This is a genomic window from Streptomyces sp. NPDC026672 (assembly GCF_040638185.1).
Classification (GTDB): domain Bacteria; phylum Actinomycetota; class Actinomycetes; order Streptomycetales; family Streptomycetaceae; genus Streptomyces.
The window spans coordinates 67,706-82,578 of record NZ_JBEZXS010000027.1 but is presented as its reverse complement, the minus strand read 5'-3'; the positions used below and the strand labels follow the sequence as shown (position 1 = coordinate 82,578).

Sequence of the window (14,873 nt, the reverse complement as noted above, 5' to 3'; positions counted from 1 at the left end):
TGGCGGGAGTCAGAACGGCAGTCCCGGGATGCCGCTGCCGCCGCCCAGGCCCTGGGCGAGGGGGCCCAGTTTCTGCTGCTGGAGGGTCTGCGCGTTCTCGTTGGCCGCGTGCACGGCGGCGACGATCAGGTCCGCGAGGGTCTCGGTGTCCTCCGGGTCCACCGCCTCGGGGTCGATCCGCAGGCCGCGCAGCTCGCCGGCCCCGGTCACGGTCGCCCGCACCAGGCCGCCGCCCGACTGCCCGTCGACCTCCGTGTTCGCCAGTTCCTCCTGGGCCTTCGCCAGGTCCTGCTGCATCTTCTGGGCCTGCTGGAGCAGCTGCTGCATGTTGGGCTGGCCACCACCGGGAATCACGATCAGCTCCTGGTTCGGTTGTCCGACTTCCTCCGCTGTGCATGAGCCTACGTGGTCCACGCAGCCGTCGCCCCGCCACTCTTTCGAGTGAGAACGACGAGGGCCCTATACCTGATCAAGGCCCCCTTCCCGGAGTAAAAGCGGCGGAACGCCCGGCACGGCCACCCATTGGGCGGTAGGAAGGGTCCCGCGCGTCGGCATCCGGTGTCACGGAACGTGACCGGTCGGGATCATGTGGGGAGTACGGGGTGGGTCAGCCGGAGATGCAGCCCGAGCGTCCGCCCCGTCGGGACGGGCGGGGCGAGGGTGCGGCCGGGTCCAGGCCGGGCGATCTGACCGGGCGGGCGTTCCCGCTCGGCGACTGGGGGGAGCCGGCCGAGCGGCTGGACGAGCTGTACCGGTGGGTGGAGCGCGGGGCGCTGGAGACGGCCGCGTGGTACCTGGCGGACCGGGTGTGGAAGCGGCGCGGTGCGCGGGTGCTGCGGGTGGGGGCGGCGGCGGGCGCGGTGTGCGGGGCGGCGCTCCCGGTGCTGGACCTGACCGGGGCGGTGGGCGGGGTGGCGCCGTGGGGGTATCTGGCCCTGCTGGTCGCGGTGGCGTGTGTCGGGGCGGACCGCTTCTTCGGGGTGACGTCAGGGTGGATGCGGGACGTGGCGACCGCGCAGGCCGTGCAACGGCGGTTGCAGGTGCTCCAGTTCGACTGGGCGTCGGAGTGCGTGCGGGAGGTGCTGGGGCCCGCGGAGGGGACGGCGAGCGAGGCGACGGAGCGGTGCCTGGGCGTGCTGCGGCGGTTCTCCGAGGACGTGACGGAGCTGGTGCGGGCGGAGACGGCGGACTGGATGGTGGAGTTCCGCACGGGGTCCGCGCCGCTGGGGTTGCAGGGGACGGTGGCCTCCGGCACCCGCACGGACTCCACCACCGCCCCCGGCCGCTTCCCCGCGCCCCCGGGCACCCCCACCCGCCCCAACATGCCCCGCCAGCGCCCCCCAGAGCCCCGCTAGGCGCTCCGCTGGTTGGGCCGCGAAGGGCTGGGGTGCGTCGGTGAGTGCGGGTGCGTCGTGGCTTGTCGCGCAGTTCCCCGCGCCCCTGAAGGGGCGCTGCCGCACTGCGCCCTGAAGGGGCGCGGGGAACTGCGCGATCAACCACAGCGGGCCCGCACCCGACCGACGGCCCAGGCCCCCCTTCGCGGCCCAGTCAGCGGAGCGTCAGGCGCAGAGCTTCAGGCCCTCCGGCGTCCAGCACGGGACGTGGCCGTGGGTGCGGATGATGTCCTGGCCGCTGCCCCGGGCGAGGTAGGTGAGGAAGCTGGAGACCAGGGAGTCGGCGGGCGGCTGACCGTAGGTGTACGCGTACTCGATCTCCCGGTAGGGGTACGTGCTCGCGCCGTGCTCGATCGTGTCCACCGAGGGCGCGTTGCCGTCGAGGCTCATCACGTGCAGCCCCTTCGCGGACGTCGCGAGGTTGAGCTCGCTGTAGCCGACCGCGCCCGGCAACTGCGCGACCTCGGACAGCACCTGGTCGGTGGAGTCCAGCTCGCAACGGGTGACCGGGGCCGTCGGATCGTCCTTGTGCACGCAGTCCACCGACGAGTTCGCCATCTCGCCCCGCCCCAGCACCCGCCGCTGGAACACCTGCCGGGTACCGGAGTTGGCGTCCCTGCTCACGAGGTGGACCGGCAGGTCGGACCCGCCCACCTGCCGCCAGTTGGTGATCTTCCCCTGATAGAGCCGCCGCACCGAGTCGGTGGAGAGGTTCTTCAGGGGCACGTCGTCGTTCACCACCAGGGTGAACACCGACAACGCGATCCGGTTCTCCCGCAGTTGGGGCATGTCCGGGGGCTTGGGCCCGTCGGAGAGCGCCACGACCGGCGGTGAACCGGTCTTCCTCCACCGGGTCCCGGCCTCGTCCAGCTCGCGCAGCCCCGCGGTCGAGCCGTGCGGGTCCACCGTGACCGACGACCCCTCGCAGTCGGCCTCGTACTTCTGCGCCACCTCCCGCATCACGGGCGCGAACGCCGTCGACCCCGTCACCGTCAGCTCGCCCTTGGCGCAGCCGATCGGCGGCGGGGTGTCGTCGCGGGCCACGACGATCGTCGCGAGCGTGACCACACACACCGTGAGCATGATCGTGATGAGCCGGGAGGCCCGGCTGAACAGCGGCGGCTTGTCGTCCGGCGTGGCACTGCGGTTGGGATGGACCTCGCCGTCGCGGATGCCGCCGACCAGCCGGATCTCCGCGCCCACGTCCCCGCCGGACAGCAGCACGAGGAGCTTGAAGTGGTCGCCCCGGTTGAGCGGGACGCGCGGGATGCGCAGGGTGTTGCCCTCGTAGCCGAAGCCGCGTTCCGGGGTGAAGTGGTCCATCAGGTGGTCGGTGTGGGCCGGCTGGGTCACGGACACGCCGCGGATGGTGCGGTCGGTGAACACCGCGGTCAGGCCGTGCCGTTCGGGGCTGGTGTAGTCGTCGCGGTCGATGCCCTGGGAGCCGTCGTTCTCGACGCGCACCAGGACGAGCGTGGCGTCCGTCATGTCCGGCGCCTCGTCGAACAGGCCGAGGCGGCGGTTGGCGCGGCCCGAACGGACGTCGTCGCCTATGGGGTTGTCCATCTGGACGCGGTAGCCGACGCGTTTGCGGCGCGGCACCCGGCGCTCGTACCAGACCATGCCGGCCGACGCCACGATGCCCAGCAGCGCCGTCCCCACGGCCACGACGTTCTCCGCGCTCAGCCACTCCATGTGGGTGCCCCCGCTACTCCCCGGAGTCGGATGGTGGGGTCACCGTACGGGGACGCCGGGGGACATTCCGGTCTCGTCGGCTGAAGTTCGCCGGACGTTCAACGGGCTTGCGGGGAACGGGAATCCGAGGTCAGCGCCGGGTGTACGTCAGGTTCTCCCCGCCGCCCTCCCGCTCGCGGCGCAGCCGGCCGTCGGACAGGAGGGTGATCTCGGTGGCCTCGCCGGGGCTGCACGACGCGGCGGGCTCGCCGGAGGTGACGGTGGACGGGCCGATGTGCAACGGGCCGTCGCCGTCGGGCCGGACGGCGAGGTCGGCCGCGAAGACGCAGTGGTAGGTGCCGCCGCCGTCGGTGGGTCCTTCGGCGACCAGCCGCAGCACCGTGTCGCCCACCGCGCCCTGGGTGAGGGTGAGTCGGCGGGTGCTGTGGCCGTTGGCGTTGTCGATGGACGCCTCCCAGGTGCCGAGGTAGGAGTCGGGGATCGTCCCGGCGGACGGGGTCTTCGAGGCGGGCGCGGAGGTCGTGGGGGTGGGCGTGGGAGTGGGGTTCGCGGGCGCGGAGGTGGCCGGGGCCGGGGTGACCTTGCCCGCGCCCTTGTTGTCGTGGGTGGTGCCGCCGCCCTGCATCAGCGCGTACACCGAACCGCCCGCGGCGAGCGCGACGACGAGGGCGACGACGACGAGCAGCGCGGTGGACCGCCCGCTGCCGCGCTGCGGCTCCGGGGGCGGGAACGTTCCGGGCCCGTACGACTGCGTCGCCCCCGCGGGCGGGAACCCCGGCCCGTCGGCGTACGGGTTCTGGGCGACGGGCGGCTGCGGATACCCGTACGGCCCCTGCGGATGCGGTTGCGGCCCCCCATAGGCGGGATGCGCGGGCCGCACCACGGTCGGAAACTGCTCCGGCGGCAACCCCCCGTCGAACACAGCGGCATGCTCGGGCGACCCGACACCGGGCGGCGGGGTGTGCCCGGGCACCGAGGCATGGCCGGGCGCCAAGGTGTACCCAGGCGGCGGGGCCTGACCGGCGGCCGGAGCGTGCCCAGACGGCAGGGTGTGGCCGGGCGGCGGGATCTGACCGGACGCCGGAGCGTGCCCAGACGGCAGGGTGTGGCCAGACGGCGGGGTCTGACCGGGGGCCGGCGTATGCCCAGATGGCGGGGTCTGACCGGACGCCGGAGCGTGCCCAGACGGCAGGGTGTGGCCGGGGGCGGACGACGACGGCCCCCAGGCGCCGACCGGCCCGGGAGGCGAACCGTACGCGGGCACGGACACCGGTCCCGGACCGAGCGCGGGAAGCGGCCCCGGACCGGCGGACGCGGCGGAGGGAGACGGCCCGGCCGGTGCGGCGCCCGCGCCCGAGTTGCCACCGGGAACACCGTCACCACCACCGGACACGACATCACCCCCACCGACACCCGCACGGTCCACGCCCCAACTCCCCCCACCGAAACCGGAATCCGCCCCAGCAGGAAGCCCCGGACCGACCGGACCACCCGGAAACTCCGGAACAGCCGCGCCGCCAGGAAGCCCGGGAGCAGCCGCGCCGCCAGGAAGCCCAGGAGCAGCCGCGCCGCCAGGAAGCCCAGGAGCAGCCGCGCCGCCAGGAAGCCCAGGAGCAACCGGGCCGCCCGGAACCTGGCCACCGGGATACCCGGGAGCACCCGCCCCACCCGGAACCTGACCACCGGAATGCCCAGGAGCGACCTGCCCACCCGGAACCGAGGCGCCCGGAAGCCCGGCGGCGGCCGGCCCGTCAGGAACCACCCCACCCGGAGACCCCGGAGCAGCTGGTCCACCCGGAACCGACCCACCGGGAAGCCCGGCGGCAGCCGCGCCGCCCGGGAGCCCGGGAGCAGCCGATCCGCCAGGAACCGGCCCACCGGAATACCCGGGAGCCACCGGGCCGCCAGGAACCGGCCCACCAGGAAGCCCGGGAGCCACCGGCCCACCCGAAACCGGGCTGCCCGGAACCACCCCGCCCGGGAACTCCGGAACAGTCGGGCCGCCGGGGAGGCCGGTGGTAGTCGGGGTGCCCGGGGCCGGGGCGCTCGGCAAGTCGGTGGCGGCCGTTGTCGCCTCCGGGTTCTCCACCTCCAGCAAGTGGACGGCGTGGCGGCCCAGTTGGGCCACCAGGGTGCCGGGGAGCCAGGGGTCCTTGGAGCGGCCCTCGGCGACCGTGTCCTCCGCACCCGTGCGGTCGAGGACGTCGGCCAGGCTCGGCCGGGCGGCGGGGTCCTTGCGCAGACAGTGGCGGACGAGGTCGGCGATGCCCCCGGGGACACCCGTGAGGTCGGGCTCCTCCTGCGCGATGCGGAACATCAGCGCGTGCACCCCGCTGGCCGCCGCCCCGAACGGCATCGCCCCGGTCGCCGCGTACGCGAGCACGGACCCCAGGCAGAACACGTCGCACGCGGGCGTGATCGGGTCCCCGCGCACCTGCTCGGGCGCCATGAAGCCGGGCGAGCCGATGAGCGACCCGGTACGGGTGAGCCCGTCCCCGGCCGACGTCTCCAGCGCCCGCGCGATCCCGAAGTCGATGACCCGCGGCCCGTCGATGGTGACGAGCACGTTGGACGGCTTGAGGTCCCGGTGCACGATCCCGGCCGCGTGGATGTCCCCCAGCGCGTGCGCGAGCCCCGCCGCGAGGATGCGGACCGACCGCTCGGGCAGCGCGCCGTGGTCCTGGCCGACGACCTGCTGGAGGCTCGGCCCGGCGACGTACCCGGTGGCCACCCAAGGCACGGCCGCCTCGGTGTCCGCGTCGAGCACGGGCGCCGTCCAGTACCCGCCGACCCGCCGCGCGGCCCGCACCTCGTGCCGGAACCGCGCCCGGAACTCCTCCTGCGCGGCCAGTTCCTCGCGCACGAGCTTCACCGCCACCGTGCGCCCCCGGTCCGAGCGCGCGAGGTACACGTACCCCATGCCGCCCGCGCCGAGCCGCGCCAGCAGCCGGTACGCCCCGATCTTCTTCGGATCCCCGGTCCCCAGCTTCTCCATCGGCCGCGCCGCCTTCCCCCCGCCCGTGAGCAACAGCCAGACAATAGTGCCGCCCCGAGAGGAGTCGCGGCGCGAGGTGCCCCCGGTTCCGGCCGCACCCGCCCGCGCCACGCTCGACACCTTGTCGCGAAAACGCCCCGGCCCCGGCACAGACCGCCGATGTCGCCGCCGCGCCGCCCGCCCCTACGCTCCCCGGCATGACCCCTCAGCCCAACCCCGCCGACGGCGCGGCCGTGCTGGCCGCCGACCGTGCCCATGTGTTCCACTCCTGGTCCGCGCAGGACCTCATCGACCCGCTCGCCGTCGCCGGCGCGGAGGGCTCGTACTTCTGGGACTTCGACGGCAGGCGGTACCTGGACTTCACCAGCGGGCTCGTCTTCACCAACCTCGGCTACCAGCACCCCAGGGTCGTGGCCGCGATCCAGGAGCAGGCCGCCACCCTGACCACGTTCGCGCCCGCGTTCGCCGTCGCGGCGCGTTCGGAGGCGGCCCGGCTGATCGCCGGGCGCACGCCCGGCGACCTGGACCGGATCTTCTTCACCAACGGCGGCGCCGACGCCGTGGAGCACGCGGTGCGCATGGCCCGGCTGCACACGGGCCGGCCCAAGGTGCTGTCGGCGTACCGCTCGTACCACGGCGGCACCCAGCAGGCGGTGAACATCACCGGCGACCCGCGCCGCTGGGCCTCCGACACGGGCACCGCGGGCACCGTCCACTTCTGGGCGCCGTTCCTGTACCGCTCCCGCTTCTACGCGCGCACGGAGGGGGAGGAGTGCGCGCGGGCGCTGGAGCACCTGGAGACGACGATCGCCTTCGAGGGTCCTGACACCGTCGCCGCGATCGTGCTGGAGACCGTCCCCGGCACGGCCGGGATCATGGTGCCGCCGCCGGGCTACCTCGCCGGGGTGCGCGAGCTGTGCGACCGGCACGGCATCGTGTTCGTCCTGGACGAGGTGATGGCCGGCTTCGGACGCACCGGCACCTGGTTCGCGGCCGATCTGTACGACGTGGTGCCCGATCTGATGACCTTCGCCAAGGGCGTCAACTCGGGGTACGTGCCGCTGGGCGGCGTCGCGATCTCGGAGCGGATCGCCGCGACCTTCGCCCGCCGCCCCTACCCCGGCGGCCTCACCTACTCCGGGCACCCGCTGGCGTGCGCCGCCGCCGTCGCCACCATCAACACGATGGCGGAGGAGGGCACGGTCGAGCACGCGCGCAACCTCGGCGACACCGTCCTCGGACCCGCGCTGCGCGAGCTGGCCGGGCGCCACCCGAGCGTCGGCGACGTGCGCGGTGTCGGCATGTTCTGGGCGCTGGAACTGGTCCGGGACCGCGAGACGCGGGAGCCGCTGGTGCCGTACAACGCCACGGGCGAGGCGAACGCCCCCATGGCGGCGTTCGCCGCCGCCGCGAAGCGGCACGGGCTGTGGCCGTTCGTGAACATGAACCGCACGCACGTCGTGCCGCCGTGCACCGTCACGGAAGCGGAACTGAAGGAGGGCCTAGCGGCCCTGGACGCGGCCCTGGCCGTGGCCGACGAGTACACCGGCCGGCAGTAGGGGCATCAACTCGGGCAACTCGAACGCGTAAGGTGGCGTGCTCGTAGACATAGGCGAGTGCGTCACCCGTTCGTGTGAGGAGAGGGCCCGACCATGCCCGGCAACGGTGCCGTGACCCGCAGTACCCTGCGCCAGCAGATCGCGGACGCGCTTCGTGACGAGGTGCTGGCCGGGCGGCTCCAGCCGGGACGCGAGTTCACGGTCAAGGAGATCGCCGACCAGTACGGCGTCTCGGCCACCCCGGTCCGGGAGGCGCTGGTGGATCTGTCCGCGCAGGGGGTCCTGGAGGCGGACCAGCACCGCGGCTTCCGCGTCCCGGAGTACACGCTCGACGACTTCCGGGGCATCGTCGAGGCCCGCAGCCTGGTCACGGACGGCATGTTCCACGCACTCGTCGCCGGCCACCCGGCGTTCAAGGACCCGCAGGACTCCCGTACGACGGCGGCGCTGGCCGCGGTGCGACGGCGCGGCGAGGAGGCGCAGCGCGCCGCGAACGCCGGCGACCTCGGGGTCCTCATCGGCTACGACCTGCGCTTCTGGCGCGAGCTGAGCACCCTGTTCGGCAACCCCTATCTGAGCGACTTCCTGCACCGGCTGCGGGTGCAGTCCTGGGTGTGCGCGGTGCAGCACCTGCGCCGGACACCGGACCTGCGCGGCAGGCTGTGGGCCGACCACACCCGACTGGTGGACGCACTGAGCCGACGCGACGCGGACGAGGCCCGCACGGTGGTCGCCGAGTACAACGACCACTCGCTCACCCTGATCGCGAACCTCGCCCGGCCCTGATCAACGGCGGACGCGCGAACTGCCGGGCCGCGCCGGGAACCTTGGCCGGTCGGGTAGGTGGAGCGGCGGCGTGTGGGTATGGGACCTGCACGAGGGGAGCTGACCTCGCGCCGCACCGATTACTCTGCTTGTCCGTGCCTTGAGCACCGCGCTGTGTGAGGAGCCCTTCTTTGGCCTGTGACCTGTGGCTGGTACCGCTCGTCGACGTGTTGTGCCACACCCCCGACAACCCCTTCGCCGAGGAACTCGCGCAATACAACAAGGCACTGGCCGAGGCCGGGCTGCCACCCGTACCGGTGTACCAGTACATGCCGGGCCTGTCGGGTGACGTCGCCCCGGTGGCCGGCTTCGACTACGACGCCCTGCACTTCCTGCGCCGGATCTACCTGCTCCAGATGTGCGGGCTGCCGGTGGCGCCGGTGGACGAACTGGGCGGCGACTACGAGCAGTTGCTGGAGATGTTCGAGTCGACGGCCCAGCAGTCGCACCTGGTGTGGCACTACGACCACGCGGGCGCCTACGTCCCGGTGGACTTCCCGCACCCGCTGTCGAACGACGAACTCCTCGCGGGCGGCGGCCCCTTGGGCTCCTCGCACACCCTGCTGCGGGAACTGGAGTTCGTGGCGCCGGCCATCGGCATCGACCCGGCCAACCCGCCCGCCGCCCCCGAGCCGCCGCGCGCCCCCACGGAGCTGGAGGAGCCGGCGCTCGCCCCGCCGTACGACCCGAGCCCCTTCGCCCGTGAGCGCCACGTCTGGCTCGGGCTGCACGCGGCGGCGACCCGCAGCCTGGCCCAGGGCTCGATGATCGTGTTCAGCTGACGCGACACCCGGGGCCGGTACGGGCCGGCCCCGGGTCACGCCGTTCCTACAGGAACGAGTTGATCTCGATGGTCTCGTCCCGGCCCGGACCCACGCCGATCGCGGAGATCGGGGCGCCGGACATCTCCTCCAGCGCCTTGACGTAGTTCTGGGCGTTCTTCGGCAGGTCGGAGAACGACTTGGCCTGCGTGATGTCCTCGGACCAGCCCGGCAGGTTCTCGTAGACGGGCTTGGCGTGGTGGAAGTCGGTCTGGGAGTAGGGGAGTTCCTCGACCCGGCGGCCGTCGATCTCGTACGCCACGCAGACCGGGATCTGCTCCCAGCCGGTGAGGACGTCGAGCTTGGTGAGGAAGAAGTCGGTGAGGCCGTTGACCCGGGTCGCGTAGCGCGCGATCACCGCGTCGAACCAGCCGCACCGGCGGTCACGGCCGGTGGTGACGCCCCGCTCGCCGCCGATGCGGCGCAGCGCCTCGCCGTCCTCGTCGAACAGTTCCGTCGGGAAGGGGCCCGCGCCGACGCGGGTGGTGTACGCCTTGAGGATGCCGATGACCCGGCTGATCTTCGTCGGGCCCACGCCGGAGCCGGTGCAGGCGCCGCCCGCGGTGGGGTTGCTGGAGGTGACGAAGGGGTACGTGCCGTGGTCGATGTCGAGCAGGGTGCCCTGTCCGCCCTCGAACAGCACGACCTTGTCCTGCTCCAGGGCCTGGTTGAGGACCAGGACGGTGTCGGCGACGTACGGCTTGAGCTGCTCGGCGTAGCCCAGCAGTTCCTGGACGACCTGGTCGACCGCGATCGCGCGCCGGTTGTAGAGCTTGGTGAGGATCTGGTTCTTGGCTTCGAGGGCCGCCTCGACCTTCTGCGTCAGGATCGACTCGTCGTAGAGGTCCTGGACGCGGATGCCGACGCGGTTGATCTTGTCGGCGTAGGTCGGGCCGATGCCGCGCCCGGTCGTGCCGATCTTGCGCTTTCCGAGGAAGCGCTCGGTCACCTTGTCCACGGTGACGTTGTACGGCGTGATGACATGTGCGTTTCCGCTGATGAGGAGCTTCGACGTGTCGACTCCCCGCTCGTTCAGACCGCTCAGCTCGGAGAGCAGGACCGACGGGTCGACGACGACTCCGTTGCCGATGACAGGCGTGCATCCGGGCGAGAGGATCCCGGAGGGGAGAAGGTGGAGGGCGTACTTCTGGTCACCGACGACCACCGTGTGGCCGGCGTTGTTGCCGCCTTGGTAACGGACGACGTAGTCCACCGAACCACCGAGCAGGTCGGTGGCCTTCCCCTTGCCTTCGTCACCCCACTGAGCACCGAGCAGCACAAGTGCGGGCACGCGCGTACACCCCTTCCGGGCGGGGCATGTCCAAGGTCAGGGGCGTACGCGTAGGGTTCACCGCCGCGCACCACCGCGGCCGTCGTTGGCCGCAAACCGTCGGACCGGATGCCCCGGAATAGACGAAGCCCCTGGCGCAATAGCGCAAGGGGCTCTTGCACAAAGATGCTACCCGAGGAAGCGAGGCAGGACCGAGGTGGCGACTTTCGCGATGTCCGATCAGCTGCTGGTGATCATCGATCCGGTCGCCCGGCGGACGGACGGCGAGTCGGTGCGGATCGCGAAAGACGTGCTCAGCGCGGGGGCGACCACCAAGGTGTGCCTGCCGGAGGGGCCCGAGGAATTCGCCCGCGCGCTGGCGCGGCGCGGCGCGCGCCGGCCGGTGGTGGTGGGCGACGACCGGGCGCTGGTGCGGGCGGTGTCGCTGCTGCACCGGCAGCGGGAGCTGGCCGGATGCGCGCTGTCCGTGGTGCCGGTCGGGGGCGCCGTGACGCTGGCCGAGCGGCTGGGGGTGCCGACGGGGGCGGTGGCGGCGGCGCGGGCGGTCCTGGACGGGGTGGAGCGCCGGCTGGACCTGCTGGTCGACGACAGCGACGGGGTGGTGCTCGGCGAGCTGAGCATTCCGCCGCTCGGCGTGGACGGGGTCGCGGTGCCCGCGGTGCCCGCCCGGCCCTGGCTGCGCACGCGCTACGAGTCCCTGGTGCGCACCCTGGCGACCCGCCCCGCGCCGCCGGAGTCCCCGCCGGTGCCCGCGCGGCTGCGGGTGGAGGTGGACGGCACGACGCTCGCGGACCTGGACCACCCGGTCTCGGCGGTCTCGGTGACGCCGGGGTCCTGCGGCCTGGCGGAGGTGGAGGTCCGGCCGACGGTCCCCGGCGCCCCGGCCCTGCGCGCGACCGGCCGCACGGTGACGGTCACGGGCACCGACTTCCGCTACCGGGCCGACGCGACGGTCACCGGACCGGTCCGCCGCCGCACCTGGTCCGTACGGGAGTCGGCCTGGGCCCTGACGGTCCCGTCCCCGGGCTGACCCGGGGCGCCGAGGGGTCCGGGCGCTCTTCGGTCCTCGCCCCCTCGTCAGCCCTCCTTCAACCCTCCTTCGGTCCTCCTTCAGTCCTCGCCGAAGAGGTCGGCGCGGTGGGCGCGCCAGCGTTCCATCATCTTCGTGATCTCGCCCTCGATGAACTCGAAGAACGCGAGGGTCTCGGCGAGGCGGCGCCCCGCCGGGGTGGTCTCGCCCAGGCTCTCGACGCCCTCGCGCAGAGCCCGTTCCCAGCGCTGGAGGATGGCGTCACGGCTGGTCAGGGCCTCGTACCACTGGTCACTGTGCACGCGGTAGCGCTCGCGCCGGGAGCCGGGCTCGCGTTCGCGGGAGACCATGTGCTGCTGGGCGAGGTAGCGCACCGCGCCGGAGACCGCGGCCGGGCTGACCCTGAGCTGCTCGCCCAGTTCGGCCGAGGTCAGGGAGCCGGAGTCGGAGGCGAGGAGCGCCGCGAAGACCCGGGCCGGCATCCGCTGCATCCCGGCCTCGACCAGCTGCGCCGCGAAGCCCTCCACGAACTTCGAGACCGCCTCCGTGTCCCGTCCCGCGAGGTCCGTCATCGTCTGATCATCTCCCCTGCTCAGGCGCCGTTCCCCAGTCTATCCAGCGCTTTATACGCTTCCTTAACTTCACAAATTTCTGAAAGAAGCGTACGTTCTGAACCATGACGAAGGCCATCACCGTCTCGGGACTGCACAAGTCCTTCGGCCGCACCCACGCCCTCGACGGCCTCGACCTGGACGTCGAGACGGGCGAGGTCCACGGCTTCCTCGGCCCCAACGGAGCCGGCAAGTCCACCACCATCCGCGTCCTGCTGGGCCTGCTGCGGGCCGACTCGGGCGCCGCCCAGGTCCTCGGCCTCGACCCGTGGGCCGACGCGGTGGAGGCGCACCGCCGCATCGCGTACGTCCCCGGCGACGTCACCCTGTGGCGCAACCTCTCCGGCGGCGAGGTCATCGACCTGTACGGCAGGCTGCGCGGCGGCCTGGACGAGCGGCGCCGCGCCGACCTGGTAGCACGCTTCGAGCTGGACCCCACCAAGAAGGGCCGCACCTACTCCAAGGGCAACCGCCAGAAGGTCGCCCTGGTCGCCGCCTTCGCCTCGGACGTGGACCTGCTGATCCTGGACGAGCCGACCTCGGGACTCGACCCGCTGATGGAGGAGGTCTTCCAGCGCTGTGTGGAGGAGGAGCGCGAGCGGGGCCGTACGGTCCTGCTGTCCTCGCACATCCTCAGCGAGGTGGAGGAGCTGTGCGACCGGGTGAGCATCATCCGCGGGGGCCGCACGGTCGAGTCGGGCTCGCTGGCCGAGCTGCGCCACCTCACCCGCACCAGCGTCACCGCCGAACTCGCCGCCCCGCCCGACGGGTTGGCGGCCCTGCCCGGTGTGCACGACCTCGACGTCCAGGGGCGACGCGTCCGGCTCCAGGTCGACACGGACAAGCTGACCGGCGTCCTGCGGGCGCTGAGCGCGTCGGGCGTGCGCTCGCTGACGTCGACCCCGCCGACCCTGGAGGAGCTGTTCCTGCGGCACTACCAGGAAGAGGGCGCCGAGGGCGCCGAAAACGCCGAGGGCGCCGACCCGGCCGGCTCCGCCCCGGCCGAGGTGACCCGATGACCGCCGCCGCGCCGTCGACCGCCTTCGCCGTACGGTCCGGCGGCACCCGCCCCCTCGCGGGCACCGCCGTCCTGGTGCGCTTCGCGCTGCGCCGCGACCGGCTGATGCTCCCGGTGTGGACCGCGGTGAACCTGCTCATGGTGCTGTCCATGCCGCAGTCCCTGCGGACCCTGTACGCCACGCCCGCCGAACGCGCCGACCTGCTGGACCAGTTGGCGGCCAACGCCTCGCTGCGCGCGCTGATCGGCCCGGCCTTCGACGACTCGCTGGGCGCGCTGACGGCCTGGCGCGTGGGGGTGTACGCGGGCGCGCTGGCGGCCGTGACCAGTCTGCTCGTCGTGGTCCGGCACACCCGGGACGAGGAGGAGAGCGGCCGTCAGGAACTGGTGTCGTCCGGCATGGTGGGCCGCCGCGCCCCGCTGACGGCGGCCCTGCTGACGGCGGCGGCCGGCAACACCGCCCTGGCCCTGCTGATCACCGCGGGGCTGGCCGCCCAGGGCACGGCCGGGGCGTTCGCCTTCGGGCTGGGCATCGCGGGCGCGGGCATGGTCTTCGCGACCATGGCGGCGATCGTCGCCCAGCTCACCGAGAGCGCCCGGCTGGCCCGGGGGCTGACGGCGGGGCTGCTGGGCGCGGCGTTCGTGCTGCGCGCGGCGGGCGACTCGGCGGCGGCCGACGGGTCCTCGGTGCTGACGTGGGTGTCCCCGCTGGGCTGGCTGGAGAACGTACGGGCCTTCGCGGGCGAGCGGTGGTGGGTCCTGCTCCTCTTCGGGGCGGCGGTGGCCGTGCAGGCGGGGGTCGCCTACGCCCTCGCCGCCCGCCGTGACCTGGGCATGAGCTTCCTGCCGACCCGGCCGGGCCCCGCCCGCGGCCGGCTCGGCTCGGCCGCCGCCCTGGCCTGGCGGCTCCAGCGCGGGTCCGTCCTCGGCTGGTCGGTCGGCTTCTTCCTGGCCGGGGTGGTCTACGGCGGGCTGACGGACGGGGTCACGGACCTGGTCGGCGACAACCGGCAGGCCCGGGACGTCTTCGAGCGCATGGGCGGCCACGCGGCGCTCACGGACGCGTTCCTGGCGTCGATGACCGGTCTGATGGGCCTGGTCGCGGCGCTGTACGTGGTCGCGTCGGTGCTGCGGCCGTACGGCGAGGAGACCTCGGGGCGCGCCGAACCGCTGCTGGCGGGCGCGGTGGGCCGGCTGCGCTGGGCGGCGGGTCATCTGGTGATCGCCTTCGGCGGCGCGGCCCTGCTCATGGTCCTCACGGCCCTGGGCCTCGCGGCGGGCTACGGCAAGGACACCGGCCCGATCCTGGCCGCCTGCCTGGTCCAGGTCCCGGCGGTGTGGACGATCGGCGGCGTGGCGGTGCTCCTCCACGGCGCCGTCCCCCGGGCCGCCACCGCGTCCTGGGCCGTCGCCGGAGCCGTCCTCCTGATCGGCTGGGTCGGCCCCGCCCTGAACGCCCCCCGAGCCGTCCTGAACCTCTCCCCCTTCGCCCACCTGCCGAAGCTCCCCGGCGCCGCCATGTCCTGGCCCCCGGTCCTCACCCTGACGGCACTGTCCGCAGCCCTGGTGACCACCGGCCTGATCGCCCTGCGCAGACGAGACCTGATCACCTGAGGGGGGCGGGGCAGGGATGA

General features: G+C 73.3%; 12 protein-coding genes. 7 read left to right on the top strand and 5 right to left on the bottom strand.

From position 1 onward, the window contains the following. Nucleotides 1-9 precede the first annotated feature (9 nt). Nucleotides 10-354, bottom strand: coding sequence for a YbaB/EbfC family nucleoid-associated protein (locus AB0F77_RS28205; protein WP_361954410.1), 345 nt, complete (start codon nt 352-354; stop codon nt 10-12). A gap of 248 nt (nt 355-602) precedes the next feature. On the opposite strand from AB0F77_RS28205, the gene AB0F77_RS28200 reads away from it, so the two are divergent. Next, complete coding sequence (locus tag AB0F77_RS28200) at nt 603-1,355, top strand: SLATT domain-containing protein (RefSeq protein ID WP_361954408.1); 753 nt, start codon at nt 603-605, stop codon at nt 1,353-1,355. 204 nt (nt 1,356-1,559) lie between these two features. On the opposite strand, the gene AB0F77_RS28195 is transcribed toward AB0F77_RS28200, so the two are convergent. Together AB0F77_RS28195 and AB0F77_RS28190 are read right to left on the bottom strand one after the other, a co-directional pair. Beyond that, nucleotides 1,560-3,089: a substrate-binding domain-containing protein gene (locus tag AB0F77_RS28195; protein WP_361954406.1), complete on the bottom strand. Its 1,530-nt coding sequence runs from the start codon at nt 3,087-3,089 to the stop codon at nt 1,560-1,562. 130 nt (nt 3,090-3,219) lie between these two features. Then, nucleotides 3,220-6,084, bottom strand: a complete 2,865-nt coding sequence (locus tag AB0F77_RS28190) for a protein kinase (protein WP_361954404.1) — start codon at nt 6,082-6,084, stop codon at nt 3,220-3,222. A 197-nt stretch (nt 6,085-6,281) separates the two neighbouring features. Between AB0F77_RS28190 and AB0F77_RS28185 the strand changes: the two genes are divergently transcribed. The 3 genes from AB0F77_RS28185 to AB0F77_RS28175 all read left to right on the top strand — a co-directional run bounded on the left by AB0F77_RS28185 (nt 6,282) and on the right by AB0F77_RS28175 (nt 9,250). Then, a complete protein-coding gene (locus AB0F77_RS28185; RefSeq protein WP_361954402.1) occupies nt 6,282-7,643 on the top strand; it encodes an aspartate aminotransferase family protein in 1,362 nt (453 codons plus the stop codon). 93 nt (nt 7,644-7,736) lie between these two features. Continuing rightward, entirely contained in the window at nt 7,737-8,429 is a 693-nt protein-coding gene (locus tag AB0F77_RS28180; RefSeq protein WP_361954400.1) for a GntR family transcriptional regulator, read from the top strand. A 170-nt stretch (nt 8,430-8,599) separates the two neighbouring features. Next, nucleotides 8,600-9,250, top strand: a complete 651-nt coding sequence (locus tag AB0F77_RS28175) for a hypothetical protein (RefSeq protein WP_361954398.1) — start codon at nt 8,600-8,602, stop codon at nt 9,248-9,250. Nucleotides 9,251-9,296: 46 nt separating this feature from the next. Here AB0F77_RS28175 and AB0F77_RS28170 read toward each other — a convergent pair whose 3' ends face one another. Beyond that, nucleotides 9,297-10,580, bottom strand: coding sequence for an adenylosuccinate synthase (locus tag AB0F77_RS28170; RefSeq protein ID WP_361954396.1), 1,284 nt, complete (start codon nt 10,578-10,580; stop codon nt 9,297-9,299). Nucleotides 10,581-10,791: 211 nt separating this feature from the next. Here AB0F77_RS28170 and AB0F77_RS28165 point away from each other — a divergent pair, with 211 nt between their 5' ends. Beyond that, nucleotides 10,792-11,610 (top strand): diacylglycerol kinase family protein, encoded by an 819-nt coding sequence (locus AB0F77_RS28165; RefSeq protein ID WP_361954394.1) that lies wholly within the window; start codon nt 10,792-10,794, stop codon nt 11,608-11,610. An 80-nt stretch (nt 11,611-11,690) separates the two neighbouring features. Here AB0F77_RS28165 and AB0F77_RS28160 read toward each other — a convergent pair whose 3' ends face one another. Next, nucleotides 11,691-12,182, bottom strand: coding sequence for a MarR family transcriptional regulator (locus AB0F77_RS28160; protein WP_361954392.1), 492 nt, complete (start codon nt 12,180-12,182; stop codon nt 11,691-11,693). 104 nt (nt 12,183-12,286) lie between these two features. On the opposite strand from AB0F77_RS28160, the gene AB0F77_RS28155 reads away from it, so the two are divergent. Continuing rightward, the gene (locus AB0F77_RS28155; RefSeq protein WP_361954390.1) at nt 12,287-13,240 is read left to right on the top strand and encodes an ABC transporter ATP-binding protein; all 954 of its coding nucleotides are present in this window, start codon (nt 12,287-12,289) and stop codon (nt 13,238-13,240) included. Then, nucleotides 13,237-14,853, top strand: coding sequence for an ABC transporter permease (locus AB0F77_RS28150; RefSeq protein WP_361954388.1), 1,617 nt, complete (start codon nt 13,237-13,239; stop codon nt 14,851-14,853). Before AB0F77_RS28155 ends, AB0F77_RS28150 begins: the two co-directional genes overlap by 4 nt. The last annotated feature ends 20 nt before the right edge of the window (nt 14,854-14,873 follow it).

Excerpts from the sequence above, each read along its gene's own strand:
- AB0F77_RS28180 (WP_361954400.1), top strand. The coding sequence starts at position 7,737 with ATGCCCGGCAACGGTGCCGTGACCCGCAGTACCCTGCGCCAGCAGATC.
- AB0F77_RS28185 (WP_361954402.1), top strand. The coding sequence starts at position 6,282 with ATGACCCCTCAGCCCAACCCCGCCGACGGCGCGGCCGTGCTGGCCGCC.
- AB0F77_RS28190 (WP_361954404.1), bottom strand. The coding sequence starts at position 6,084 with ATGGAGAAGCTGGGGACCGGGGATCCGAAGAAGATCGGGGCGTACCGG.
- AB0F77_RS28160 (WP_361954392.1), bottom strand. The coding sequence starts at position 12,182 with ATGACGGACCTCGCGGGACGGGACACGGAGGCGGTCTCGAAGTTCGTG.
- AB0F77_RS28165 (WP_361954394.1), top strand. The coding sequence starts at position 10,792 with ATGTCCGATCAGCTGCTGGTGATCATCGATCCGGTCGCCCGGCGGACG.
- AB0F77_RS28150 (WP_361954388.1), top strand. The coding sequence starts at position 13,237 with ATGACCGCCGCCGCGCCGTCGACCGCCTTCGCCGTACGGTCCGGCGGC.
- AB0F77_RS28155 (WP_361954390.1), top strand. The coding sequence starts at position 12,287 with ATGACGAAGGCCATCACCGTCTCGGGACTGCACAAGTCCTTCGGCCGC.
- AB0F77_RS28195 (WP_361954406.1), bottom strand. The coding sequence starts at position 3,089 with ATGGAGTGGCTGAGCGCGGAGAACGTCGTGGCCGTGGGGACGGCGCTG.